General features: G+C 44.8%; 9 protein-coding genes. All 9 read left to right on the top strand.

Annotated features, from left to right (window positions below; translation table 11 throughout):
• The first annotated feature begins 456 nt into the window (after nucleotides 1-456).
• The 9 genes from HUJ21_RS20515 to HUJ21_RS20475 all read left to right on the top strand — a co-directional run bounded on the left by HUJ21_RS20515 (nucleotide 457) and on the right by HUJ21_RS20475 (nucleotide 12,720).
• The gene (locus HUJ21_RS20515; protein ID WP_291372451.1) at nucleotides 457-984 is read left to right on the top strand and encodes a sigma-70 family RNA polymerase sigma factor; all 528 of its coding nucleotides are present in this window, start codon (nucleotides 457-459) and stop codon (nucleotides 982-984) included.
• A gap of 591 nt (nucleotides 985-1,575) precedes the next feature.
• Entirely contained in the window at nucleotides 1,576-4,794 is a 3,219-nt protein-coding gene (locus HUJ21_RS20510; RefSeq protein ID WP_291372449.1) for a TonB-dependent receptor, read from the top strand.
• 17 nt (nucleotides 4,795-4,811) lie between these two features.
• Nucleotides 4,812-6,284: a RagB/SusD family nutrient uptake outer membrane protein gene (locus HUJ21_RS20505; RefSeq protein ID WP_291372448.1), complete on the top strand. Its 1,473-nt coding sequence runs from the start codon at nucleotides 4,812-4,814 to the stop codon at nucleotides 6,282-6,284.
• Between the two features lie 31 nt (nucleotides 6,285-6,315).
• Nucleotides 6,316-7,446, top strand: coding sequence for a sialidase family protein (locus HUJ21_RS20500; protein ID WP_291372447.1), 1,131 nt, complete (start codon nucleotides 6,316-6,318; stop codon nucleotides 7,444-7,446).
• 7 nt (nucleotides 7,447-7,453) lie between these two features.
• Nucleotides 7,454-8,383, top strand: coding sequence for a dihydrodipicolinate synthase family protein (locus tag HUJ21_RS20495; protein WP_291372445.1), 930 nt, complete (start codon nucleotides 7,454-7,456; stop codon nucleotides 8,381-8,383).
• A 29-nt stretch (nucleotides 8,384-8,412) separates the two neighbouring features.
• Nucleotides 8,413-9,417: a hypothetical protein gene (locus HUJ21_RS20490; RefSeq protein WP_291372443.1), complete on the top strand. Its 1,005-nt coding sequence runs from the start codon at nucleotides 8,413-8,415 to the stop codon at nucleotides 9,415-9,417.
• A 139-nt stretch (nucleotides 9,418-9,556) separates the two neighbouring features.
• Nucleotides 9,557-10,738 carry a sialidase family protein gene (locus tag HUJ21_RS20485; RefSeq protein ID WP_291372441.1) on the top strand — a complete coding sequence of 394 codons (1,182 nt, stop codon included), beginning with the start codon at nucleotides 9,557-9,559 and terminating at the stop codon, nucleotides 10,736-10,738.
• Between the two features lie 236 nt (nucleotides 10,739-10,974).
• Nucleotides 10,975-12,423, top strand: a complete 1,449-nt coding sequence (locus HUJ21_RS20480; protein ID WP_291372439.1) for a hypothetical protein — start codon at nucleotides 10,975-10,977, stop codon at nucleotides 12,421-12,423.
• 48 nt (nucleotides 12,424-12,471) lie between these two features.
• Nucleotides 12,472-12,720: a hypothetical protein gene (locus tag HUJ21_RS20475; protein ID WP_291372438.1), complete on the top strand. Its 249-nt coding sequence runs from the start codon at nucleotides 12,472-12,474 to the stop codon at nucleotides 12,718-12,720.
• The last annotated feature ends 161 nt before the right edge of the window (nucleotides 12,721-12,881 follow it).

The following is a 12,881-nucleotide window of genomic DNA, read 5'->3' as shown; positions in this document are numbered from 1 at the left end:
TTTTAATAATATTCTGATTGAACGTATTTTTTTACCTTTTTGGAGTATGTTATAGTTTATTTTTTTAATTTTTTAAAATTTAATTTTAAAACAATAAATTATCCAGCATTTTATCCAAAAAAAAATTCTTTCTGAGAATACAATAAATTTTGAAAAAATCAGATTTCAAGAAATGAACATCAAATAGGCTGAAATTTAACACAATTATAATGTGAGGTTCATTTTGTGATGTCATTCTTAAATATTCCGTGAATTTTTTATGAATGAATGGATAATTCATTCATTTTCAATCTGTAATGCTTCTGTAAAATTCGCAAATTGAAGATTTATATACGTGATTTGCGCAGAAACTGTGGTTTTAAACCTTGATATTCATAAAAAAATAAGGCGGGCCAATCCAAATAAAATGCTTTGGCCGGTGACCAAAAATTTTATTACAACTAAATCACTTGGGATATGGAACAACCTGACAAAAATTTACTGGATGGTTTTCGAAACGGAGACCGAAAGGCCTTCGAAAAGATTTACCAATATTACAGGATACCTGTGATCCGTTTCAGTGTTTCCATTATCAAGGATGAACAGGAGGCGGAGAACATTTACCACGAGGTTTTCATGAAAATCCTCAAGCGAAGAAAAAACATCAAGCCGGAATTGAATTTTAATTCCTACGTTTTTACTTCAGTGAAAAATGAAATTTTTGATTACCTGAAGGCTTTGAATAAAAACAATAGCCTTAAGGAACAATTTTGGGAAAAGATCCATCAGCAGGAAGATGAATGTGGTAAGGCAAAAGAGGAGCAACTCACCAGAATGGAAAGCATTATTCAAAACCTATCGCCGAAAAGGCGGAAAATTCTTGAAATGAACTATTTTGAAAAGAAGTCTTATAATGAGATTGCCGATATTCTGATGATTTCCAAAAACACCGTGAAGAACCAGTTGGTAAAAGCAAAATTTATCCTGAGAAAGGAAATGGAATAGGCTGCAATACTTACAGGGTGGAGAAAAATAATTTGTGATTTTTTAAATGGGACAGGCTTGTTTATTTTTTAATAACAAACCCTGTTTTTTGTTGACTTTTTGGTGCAGAAACCTATTTAGGGCCTGATGTTGTTTTTAAAATGCTTGAAATAAATAGACCATTCTCTTATCCGTGAGGGCTTTGGCTTTATTGGCGAATTTTTAGGCTTTTTTCCGACAGCCGAAGTTCCGGCATTAGCAGCGGATATACAAAGCAGTCAACCCGGAAGCAGTGATCATTACAAAACCAGGTTGGTATTGACTACCGGGGCAGTGTTAAATGAGGGCCTGGCTTTACCTTTTATCCATATGGCAATTGACATCGTACTGGCCGGCGTTGGTCCGGGGACTTGATTTTTGGATTGGTCAGCAAACCCTGACGAAGCACCAGACAGTTAATGCCCTGATTCTATTCAATTTGTAAGATAGTTTTAGGGATTTTAGGATACCGTAATATCGTATTGTTATTTAAAAAGAAAGTAGAAGAGCGAGGAAGTGTCATATAATATCTTTGGTAGGTAATTGTTAATGTGTCATTTTAATCATTATTCCATGAAGATATTCATACAACCACTGCGTCATTTTAGCTTGCTGGTCACGATGCTGATCTTGTTGCTGAATGGTCTGCAGGCATTTTCTCAAACCGGCAGACAAGTAAAGGGGAAAGTTACCGATGAATCCGGAGAAACCATTCCCGGGGTAAATGTTTTGGTCAAGGGCACCTCTGTCGGTACCATTACCGATATTGATGGAAGTTATGCAATCAATGTTCCCGAAGGAAGTAATACACTTGTATTTTCTTTTATTGGGTATGCCACCAAGGAAGTAGGAGTAAGCAACAGCAATACCCTGGACCTGGTTTTATTTCCTTCGCTTTCGGATATGGAGGAAGTAGTGGTGATTGGTTATGGGGAACAATCCAGGGAAACCCTGACCACATCCATTACTAAAGTGGATGAAAAGGTTTTGGAAAGTGTACCCTTTCCAAATGCTGCTTCAGCATTACAGGGTTCAGTATCTGGAGTCAGGGTACAAAGTACCTCGGGTCAGCCCGGAGCTGCACCCAGAATCATTGTAAGAGGAGGCACTTCCATCAATAATCCCAATGGAGCCGCACCCTTGTATATAGTAGATGGGGTAATTCGTCCGGACATGAATGATATTTCCGCTGATGATATCGCTTCCATGCAGGTATTAAAAGATGCAGCAGCCACCTCTATTTATGGCGCCAGGGGGTCAAATGGTGTGGTGATTATTACAACCAAAACCGGGAAGTCAGGACAATCCAGGATAACTTACCGGTATGACCTGACCTTATCCGAACCTGGTAAACTGTATGAAATGGCCAATGCCCGGGATTACCTGACCATGTTCAGGTTAGGGCATATCAGGCCCGACAAATTTCCGGATGAAACGGTGAGATTAGGCTTGCCGAATGGTTTCGGAACAGGAAATGACCTGACTAATAATACGGCATTTACCACCCAATACCTTACGCCTGAAAATGAATATAAACTCAACGAGGGTTGGGAAAGCATGCCTGACCCTGTTGATCCTTCCCGGACGCTCATTTTTCAGGATAACGACATTCAATCCCTCATTTATCAGACAGGAGTATCACACAATCATCATGTGGGAATACAGGGAGGTACAGATAAAGCTACTTTTAATGCTGGCCTGGGTTATTTGTCCAATGAAGGTACGGTAGTCACCACCGCTTATGATCGCCTTACTTTTAATTTAAACGGTGAATTACAGGTAAAGGAGAATTTAAGTGTATTTGGAAGGGTTCTTTATACCTATAATACCACCAATACCACAGGACAATCCACAGCCGTCACGTTCTACCGCTCTGCTGGCCTTGCTCCTACAGCCAAGATCTATTTTGAAGATGGCAGCCTTGCTCCCGGTACTGCTGCCAATATTGGAAATCCCTTGTATTTCCTTAATAATCGGGTAGCCGAAAGTACTGCCGAAAAATCAACCTTTACAGTGGGAGCCCATTGGGATATATTGCCTGGCTTGTCATTTGACCCTCAATTGTCTATTTACAATGTCAATAATGACAGTTATAATTTCCAACCTGGGTTTCTGAACGGGCCTCTCAATTTTGTGGATACCCGTAATGCGAGTGCTTCCAACTACCAGTGGAGGCAAAATCAGGCAGATTTTGTTTTTTCTTATGGTAAGACCTTAGGTGAAAACCATAATTTGGATGCCAAATTGGGTTTTGCCTACTACGATAGAAATATTTCCACGCTTAGCGCATCCGGAAGGGGGGCATCTACAGATTTGATACCAACACTGAATGCAGCTACTGAGCCTACTGGCGTGAGCAGTAGCATCACCGACCAGGTGATTTTAGGCTACTTCGCCAGGGTAAATTACGATTTGGGACAGAAATATCTATTTTCCCTCAACATGCGGTATGATGGTGCCTCTAACCTTGGTGCGGATAACAAATGGGGATTTTTCCCTGGAATTTCTGCCGGTTGGAACTTGCACCGTGAAGATTTTTGGAAAAATACGTTCCCGGAAAATCTATTCAGGATGAAAATTAGGGCAAGCTATGGCGAAAATGGAAATATAGGGGGATTGAGCGATTTTGCTGCTCAGGGAGCTTATGGTGTAGGAACCAGGTATGCAGGAATCTCTGCTATTCAAAATACGGTCATACCCAATCCCAACCTGCAGTGGGAACAATCCCGAACGGTAGATATTGGAGCAGACTTCAGTTTGTTCAATCAAAGGGTGAATTTTATTGTGGATGTGTACCGTAGGGTAACAGATAATCTGATCACAAGCCTACCCCTTCCACAGTCCACCGGTTTTTCCAGTGTATTGACCAATTTGGGCAGCCTGGAAAACAGGGGCTTTGAGCTGGAAATGGGGGCAAGCTTGTTGCCGGTAGGCAGTCCGGTAACCTGGAATTTATCCCTAAATGCATCCAAAGTAAGAAATAAGATCCTGAGGCTTCCACCCAATGGAGTGGAAAACAATCGGGTTGGAGGGGTTTTGGTATGGGATCCCGCACAGGAAGATTATGTATGGAAAGGAGGACTTCAGGAAGGCGGTAGGCTTGGAGAAATGTATAGTAGAAACCAGTTAAGCATCTATGCCACCGATGAGGAAGCAAGTAATGCTCCAATAGACAATTACATCGTCTCAGCAGATAAAACCAAATATGGAGGGGATACCAACTGGCAGGACCTGGATGGCAATGGAATTATCGACAGCCGGGATCAGGTGTATATGGGCCAGGAATTTCCCGTCTGGACCGGTGGAATTTCCAATTCCGTTAGTTTTAAAAATTTCAACCTCTATTTAAGAATGGACTATACCACCGGCCATACAATTTTCAATTGGGCAAAGATGTTTATCGATACCAATTTATTTGCTGACAATAACATGACTCAGGATAAGGTGGATAATTCCTGGAAGGAACAAGGGGATATTGCCCAATATTCCAGGTTTTACTGGGGTGGGGAAAGAATACAGCGAAACAATTTTAACGGAACAGCAGGATCAGGAAATTCCATATTTTTTGAATCCGGGGATTTTCTTGCCGTTAGAGAACTTACTCTTAGTTATTCGGTACCACGAACCCTACTTGAGCGGATAAAAATCAGTGGATTGAGATTAAATGTTACTGGAAATAACCTGCATTATTTTACCCGATACAAGGGACTGAACCCGGAAGAAGGAGGCAGGGATGATGGCAGATATGCTATACCCAAAAACTTTATTTTTGGAGCCAATATTACCTTTTAATCAAATATTTGAAAGTCATGAAAGCAATAAAAAAATATTTTGCCATATCCCTTTCATTAATATTGGGCTGGGCATGTACGGAAACTCTTGAGGTTAAGCCTACCAGTGTCATTACTACCAATTCTTTTTGGCAGAGTGAAAATGATGCAGAAGGAGCATTAATGGCCATGTATGTGGAATTGAGAAGCCTTTCCCAGGGCTTGCACCAACTTGGAGAACACCGCAGTGAGGTGCTCTCGCCAGGCCTTTTTGGAGAAGGAGTCTTCATTTTACACCGTAACCAAATGAATGCCGATACACCAGGTCATCCAGATTGGAGTGGATTTTACCGGGTGATCAATACCGCAAATCTTATTCTGAAATATGTGCCCGACATTACTTTTTCCTCTGAATCAAGAAAAAATCAGATGTTGGCACAAGCCCATGCCATGAGGGCCTATGTGTATTTTGTGATGACCCGTACCTGGGGTGACCTGATCATCAGGGAGGAGCCAACTGAAGGATTTGGAGCCGAAGTCACCCAAAGGGAAAGATCCCCACAATCCCAGGTGTTTCAATTGATCAAAAAGGATATAGGGGAAGCGCTGCAATTGTTTCCTGACGATGGGTTTACCATTGGGAGATCTGTTTGGTCCAGGCCTGCAACCAATGCATTGAAAGGAGAAGTATACCTTTGGACAGGTAAACTTTTGGGTGGAGGAGCCGAGGACTTGCAGACAGCCTTGAATGCCCTGGAGGAAGTAGACCAGGCCGATGTGGGGCTTCTGGATGATTTTCAGGAGGTTTTTGATTTTGAAAACAAAGGAAACCGGGAAATTCTAATGAGCATCCGGCACCAGGACCTGGAGCCGGGTAATTATTTGTGGTTTATGTGGATCATCGGAGCCGCAGCACCTAGCAATATAGATCAGGAGACCCGTGATAAAATTTTCCCAATTGGGGGAGGACAGGGCCTGATGGTTACCTCCGATTTGGTTCGGAATCAATTCGAGGAGGAAGATTCCAGAAGAGATGCATCATTTTTTGAAATCTTCACCATCAACGAAAACGGAGGCAGGGATTACCTGACCAATATTCAGCAAAAATTCCAGGGGACGATTATCGGAGGAAACAGGGTTTTCCTGAGTGACCCGATTTTGTATCGCTATGCTGATGTATTGCTGATGAAGGCAGAGGCCAAAAATGGACTGGCTATGGATCCATCCCAGGAAATCAACCAAATCAGAGAAAGGGCTTATGGTGAACAATTTGCGGGAAGGGAGTTTGTTGATCAGGGTAAGGAAACCAATGATGCAGCCATCCTGAAAGAGCGCTTGCTAGAATTGTTGCACGAAGGTAAAAGGTGGTGGGATTTAGTCCGGTTTGGAAAGGCTTTTGAATTGGTCCCGGCCCTGCAGGACAGGCTTGGGGAGGATCATTTGTTGCTTTTCCCCATTTCCAATTCGGTACTGAGTCAGGAACCTTTGATAGAGCAAAATCCCGGATATTAAATTTACTATAATCATAAAAATTAGAAAACAGATGATTCATAATTGGATAATCACTTCTACGCTGATACTAGCCCACCTGCTGGCCCTCCCGGCGATTGACAATCCCGATCCCCTGCCAGGAGAAAAGAAAGCTGTAGAGGTCCTTCATCGGTGGGTGTCTATCGACAACGTATGTGCCTGGCCCAACCTTACCCGACTGGATGACGGAAGTATTCATGCGAGTATATTCAACCAACCCAGTCATGCCCGGATGGAGGGAAGCGTGGAAGTATGGTCTACTACTGATGGGGGGCATTTTTGGGAAAAGTCCGGGGTTGCGGCCGCTCACGATCCTGCTACCAACCGTATGAATGTCGCTGCCGGGAAAAACGGTAGCGGAGAGTTGGTGGTGGTAGCTTCGGGTTGGGAGCTAAAGCCGGGAGAAACCGAAGATGCCCGAATGGATTTGGTAGGTGTATTGCGGGCCTGGATCAGCATATCGAAAGACGGGGGAAAAAAATGGAAAACCTACAAAAACGGCTTCCCGGGAGCCGAGGAAGGAATGACTGAATTCATCCCCTTCGGTGACGTGCTGGAAGCCATGGACGGAAGTTTACGTGTACTTGCCTACGCCCAATCCCTGGACAAGGCTGTCAATAAAGTTTCCATGTTCCGAAGCGATGATCAGGGAAAAAACTGGCGCTGGGTATCTCATCTGAGTGATGCCAGCGGACCTACTGCTTTTGCCGGCGGACATAATGAGACTGCTTTTTATCAAACCGGACCTGAGACCTGGATTGCGGCCGCCAGAAGGTGGAAGGCAGGGGCAGCCATGGATTTATTTACAAGCGACGACGATGGGGCAAGTTGGCAATACCTTAGGCAGTTAACCGAAGAAAGCCAGCACCCAGGACATATCACCTCTTTAGAAAATGGAGAACTGCTCTTAACCTACGGCAATCGAATTCCAGGAGAATACGGAGTGGCGGTTAAATTCAGCTCGGATCAAGGCAAAACCTGGTCCGACGAATATCTGTTGGTGGATGACCTGAAAAGCCGCGATTGTGGCTATCCTTCCAGTGTACAGCTGCCGGATGGAAGCATCATGACTGCTTATTATTCAAACGGAAATTCGGTGCATGACCGGTACCATATGGGAACTGTTATTTGGAAAAAACCATAATTGCCTGATGAAGTCACTTCGAGCTGAAGAAATTGTGGGTGTATGGGGGACTGTCTTGTTACCTGTTCAGGAGGATGAAGCCATTGATTGGGGCCGCCTGGACGAGGAAATCGCAGTCTTGCTTGAGTCGGGACTTCATGGCATCTATACCAACGGCACTGCCGGTGAGTTTTACAATCAGACTGAAAGTGAATTTGATACACTTAGCGAAAAGCTGGCTGCTGCTGCGGAATTAAAAGGGGTTCCCTTTCAATTAGGCTGTGCCCACCCATTGCCACTTGCCTCCATGGAGCGGGTAAAACGGGCAAAATCCCTTCAACCAGGGGCCATACAGATTATTTTGCCGGATTGGGTTGCTCCGAATCGGGCGGAGTTATTCCGGTACATCGAAAAAATGGCCAGTGTGGCGGATCCTGTTGGGCTGGTGATTTACAATCCGCCTCATGCCAAAAAACAACTGAGGCCTGAGGATTACAAGGATCTTTTATTGGAAGGCTTTCCGATTGTGGGCTGCAAAACGGCAGGAGGGGATGATCGCTGGTACGAAAAAATGCGATCCCTTCCCCTGCCTTTTTCCTATTTTGTCCCGGGTCACCGGCTCGCTTCCGGGATTAAGCAAGGAGCCAAAGGTTCCTATTCCAATATTGCCTGCCTACACCCCATGGGGGCGCTAAAATGGCACAAAATGATTATGTCCGACCCAATCGCAGCAAAAGTATGGGAAGAAAAACTGGGATTTTTCTTCCAGGAAGCGATTTTTCCGCTAATCCAAAAGGACGGGTATTCCGATACGGCCGTGGATAAGTTTCTGGCAGCCATCGGAGACTGGGCCGAGATCGGTACCCGATTGCGCTGGCCATACCAGGGAATCCCGGCAGCATTGGCGCAAGAAAAAAGAAATCAACTGGAAGAGATCCTTCCCGGTTTATTTCAATAATGAATGGAACCAATCAATACCAACATACGATGAAGCAAGCATTTTTATTCCTGATTTTGATCCTTGGAAGCCTTCTAACCGGCTTTGCCCAAAACGAGGAAAGTTTGAATATCACAAAGATATGGGATGAGGCCCCGCACAATGCATTTCCGGACATGATCCGGTTTCAGGACCACTTTTATGTGGCGGTTCGGGAAGGAAATAACCACATGCCTGACAATAGTGGAAGGATACGGATAATACGGTCAAAAGACGGCGATGAATGGGAAAAGGTGGGCTTGCTTGAAAAGGAAGGCATGGATGTCCGTGAAGCACGGCTGTCGGTAACACCGGAAGGTAAAATTATGGTGTTGACTGCGGTGGGTATTTATGATAAAGGATACAAGGTATTGTACCCCATGGTCTCTTTTTCTGATACGGATGGGGGGAGTTTCTCACCGCTTCAAAAAGCCACTATGGATATGGAGCCCTCCCTGGACTGGATTTGGAGTCTTTCCTGGCATGATGAGATTGGTTACGGTATAGTTTACCAGATTAAACCCGACGGTTGGGAAGTACATTTGTTGAAAACCAAAAATGGAATCGACTTCGAACATGTTTCTCAGCTACACATCGATGGCAATCCCAATGAATCCACCATTCGGTTTGATAAAGACGGTAAGATGGTTGTTTTGGTCAGACGGGAAGCTTCCGACAAGTTGGGTGTACTGGCAAAAAGTGCCTATCCCTATACCGATTGGACCTATACCAAACTTCCCGTTCGTCTGGGAGGTCCTAATTTTTTATTTTTTGGAAAAAATGACTTGTTGTTAGGCACCCGGGATTACCGGGATACCGGCGCCAAAACTGTCCTACACCGAACAGACCGGGAAGGAAATATCGAAAAGACGATCGAATTTCCTAGTGGAGGCGACACCAGTTATCCCGGTATGTTGTATTATAAGAACAAGCTATGGATGGTCTATTATTCCAGTCACCAAGACAGGACGAGTATTTACCTTTCAAAGGTTCCATTAAAGTCGCTCCGGAAATAAACAGGTAAACATGTTTAAACTGTCTACTCGCAAAATTCTAAAGAATGCAGGTAGGTTTTTTTTCTGGTACCTTACCCAAAAGGATAAGGAAATGGCCTTTTCCGCTTTTATTAAGTATCATGACTAAATGAATAGCATTATGAGAACATCTATTTTCCCAACTCTGGGACTGTTATTGGTTTCCTTACCGCTTCTTGCACAGCAGCCAACCCAAGGCAAAAGCAGCTCTTCGGTAACCAAAATCCGGGATCTGGTTATTTATGAAGACGCGAATTATTACGCGACGTTTCCATCCATCGTGCAGAAAGCAGATGGCGAGTACCTCCTTTCGTTTCGACGTGCTCCGAACAGAAGGGTTGTCTTTGGCGAAAGTGGCAATAATCATGTAGACCCGAATAGTTACCTGGTAAGCATGACTTCCAAAGACGGCCTTACCTGGGAAAGTGAACCAGATCTGCTCTATGCTCATGATTTTGGTGGCTCACAGGATCCTTGTCTGCTACGCCTTCGTGATGGAACGCTGCTTTGTGCCAGCTACGGTTGGGCATTTTTGCGGGAGGATGGTCTGGAAAACCTGCCAGATCCCCATTTCCAGAATCGCAATGGATCCGTATTTTTGGGTGGATACCTGTTACGTTCTATTGACGGCGGGAGGAATTGGTCCGAACCGATATATCCTCCACACATAGAACCGGAGATCAATTTTACTCCGATGGGAAATCCGGTTCCCGCCTACAACCGGGGAGCCATGTACGAAGGGAAAAGCGGACGCATCTATTGGGTGGTCGCTGCAAATGACCAGCAAGCACCGCGCCGTACCTCCAATTACCTGCTCGTTTCGGACGATAAAGGTAAAAATTGGAAGCACCTATCGACCGTTGCCAAAGATGAGGAGGTCATATTCAATGAAGCATCCATCTACGAAACACCCAAAGGAGATTTGGTGGCGTTTATCCGTACCGCTAACTACGAAGATCAGGCCGTCATTGCCCGGTCCACTGACGGAGGGAAAAGCTTTGGACAATGGCAGTCTATGGGTTTTCAGGGACACCCCCTTCAAGCCACCAGGTTGCCAGATGACCGGGTGCTTCTGGTCTATGGATACCGGCATGAGCCTTATGGAATCAGGGCTAGAATCTTGAATTCGGAATGCACGGATTTCGCCACTGCTGAAGAAATTGTCCTTAGGGAAGATGGAGGAAGCGGAGATATCGGTTATCCCTGGGCCGTGGTGCTGGATGACCACCAGGCTCTGGTAACCTATTATTTTAATAAAAAGAATGGCACCCGACACATTGCTGGTACCATCATCAAATTTTAGGTAAATTGCTGGCATTGAAACATTGTTAAGGGTATTAGAAAAGTATAGCCTCCCAAAATTGGCCCAAAAGCCATTTATTTGCCTTGAAATCGAGCATGACGAGACCGACAGATGGAAAGATATTCCGATAGCGCCGTTAGTATCAGGCTGTGCAAGTATGCGGGGCTCACCCAAATCTGGTTTATGTCATTTAGACCTGAGGCAAGCAGAGACCAGTATGAAACAAATATACAGCGATGAAAAAACACCTGATTTTTACTTTAATTATTCTGATATTTGCTTCCGAAGGGTCCTATGGCCAAATGGAGGACCCCTTGCTGATAGGAAGCGACAGGGAGCTTTTTGTCGATCCATATCTGATAGAGAGGCTGGACAAGGCAACCATCAGGATGCAGCACCCAGAGGACAAGGGAAAAGTCCTGGATTTTGACCTCCCCTGGGAGGGCGCATTTTCTGCTTATGTTACGGTAATCGAAGAAGATGGCTTTTTTAGAGCCTATTACAGGGGTGTTCCGACGGCTGGTAAAGATGGCAATAGTGCCGAAGTGACCTGTTATGCTGAATCCAGCGACGGCATCCACTGGGAAAAACCCGATCTGGGTATCTATGAAATAGCAGGTAGCAGAAATAACAACGTCATCCTGGCCAACGCCGCTCCGGTCACCCATAATTTCAGCCCTTTTTTGGACAGCAACCCCTCAGCAAAACCAAATGAAAAATTCAAAGCCCTGGGCGGGACATCCAAAAGCGGATTGGTGGCCTTTACTTCTGCGGATGGTAAAAACTGGAAGAGACTTCAGGAGGAACCGGTATTCACCCAAGGGGTATTTGATTCTCAGAATGTGTCTTTTTGGTCGGAAAGTGAAAATCAATATGTCTGTTATTTCCGCTCCTGGACAGGTAAGGGATACAAAGGTTTTCGCTCGGTAAGCCGAACCACTTCAAAGGATTTTATTCACTGGACAGACCCCGAGCCCATGGGCTTTGGGAATACGCCGTACGAACACCTGTACACCCAACAAACCAGCCCCTATTTCCGTGCACCACACATATACCTGGCCATTGGTGCCCGGTTCATGCCCAACCGAAAAGTGGTTTCGGATACTGAAGCTGAAAAATTGGGAGTGGACCCAAAATATTACAATGACTGTTCGGATGTAATCCTGATGTCAACCCGGGGAGGGAATCAATATGAGCGTCAATTTATGGAATCTTTTATCAGACCTGGGATAGGCTTGGAGAATTGGGTTTCACGCTCCAATTACCCCGCCTTGAATGTGGTGCAAACCGGAGAAACTGAAATGTCCATTTATGTCAACCAGGATTATGCCCAGGCCTCCGCTCACCTGCACCGATATAGCCTGCGTTTGGATGGATTCGCTTCCCTGTCCGCCGGATATGAAGGAGGTGAAATGCTCACGAAACCCTTTGTCTTTGAAGGGCAAAATCTGGAACTCAATTATTCCACCTCTGCAGCGGGGGAAATCAGAATAGAATTGTTGGATGGCGATGGGAATAAACTGCCGGGTTATTCCATGGAGGAAGGCCAGCTGGTTATCGGCAATGAAATCTCCAGAAAAGTATTGTGGAATGGCAGCAGTGATGTTTCGGATTTATCCGGGAAACCCATCAGAATGCGGGTCTACTTAAAGGATGCCGATTTGTATTCTTTCAGGTTTTACTGACCGGAATCAGAAACCGGACGGCACAGATTGGAAAAAACATATGCCCAAATGGTGGTTCAAATGGAATCCTGGCCGGATGAGATCAATGTCATTATCCAGGCTTTTAAAATAGGAGAGTCGGGCATTGTCGGTATACCCTTTGAAACCTTTGCTGAAATAGGACCAGAGATAAAAGGAAAGAGTCCTTTTGGTAAAACATTTACCGTTTCATTTGCCAACGGCAGCTTTGGTTATCTTCCCAGCCCCCGACAACATCAACTTAGGGGATATGAAACAGGGCTTTCCACCAATAGGTAGAGGAGGTGGCCTCCGAGAAAATCGTTAGGCAGTTACTAAACCTGCTAAAAGCGATGGATTGAACCTGGATGATGAAATCAGACTATCATTGGCCAATGCCCTGGAGGATAATGCGGATTTGATGGCTATATTGTAAAGAATTTTCAAGGCTTAAACTTTAA

It is taken from the genome of Cyclobacterium sp., assembly GCF_014762705.1.
Classification (GTDB): Bacteria; Bacteroidota; Bacteroidia; order Cytophagales; family Cyclobacteriaceae; genus Cyclobacterium.
The sequence above is the reverse complement of the archived record's forward strand: the minus strand, read 5'-3'. Positions and strand labels throughout refer to the sequence as shown.

Coding starts and splice junctions, on each gene's coding strand:
- HUJ21_RS20515 (WP_291372451.1), top strand. CDS start 457: ATGGAACAACCTGACAAAAATTTACTGGATGGTTTTCGAAACGGAGAC.
- HUJ21_RS20510 (WP_291372449.1), top strand. CDS start 1,576: ATGAAGATATTCATACAACCACTGCGTCATTTTAGCTTGCTGGTCACG.
- HUJ21_RS20505 (WP_291372448.1), top strand. CDS start 4,812: ATGAAAGCAATAAAAAAATATTTTGCCATATCCCTTTCATTAATATTG.
- HUJ21_RS20500 (WP_291372447.1), top strand. CDS start 6,316: ATGATTCATAATTGGATAATCACTTCTACGCTGATACTAGCCCACCTG.
- HUJ21_RS20495 (WP_291372445.1), top strand. CDS start 7,454: ATGAAGTCACTTCGAGCTGAAGAAATTGTGGGTGTATGGGGGACTGTC.
- HUJ21_RS20490 (WP_291372443.1), top strand. CDS start 8,413: ATGAAGCAAGCATTTTTATTCCTGATTTTGATCCTTGGAAGCCTTCTA.
- HUJ21_RS20485 (WP_291372441.1), top strand. CDS start 9,557: ATGAGAACATCTATTTTCCCAACTCTGGGACTGTTATTGGTTTCCTTA.
- HUJ21_RS20480 (WP_291372439.1), top strand. CDS start 10,975: ATGAAAAAACACCTGATTTTTACTTTAATTATTCTGATATTTGCTTCC.
- HUJ21_RS20475 (WP_291372438.1), top strand. CDS start 12,472: ATGGTGGTTCAAATGGAATCCTGGCCGGATGAGATCAATGTCATTATC.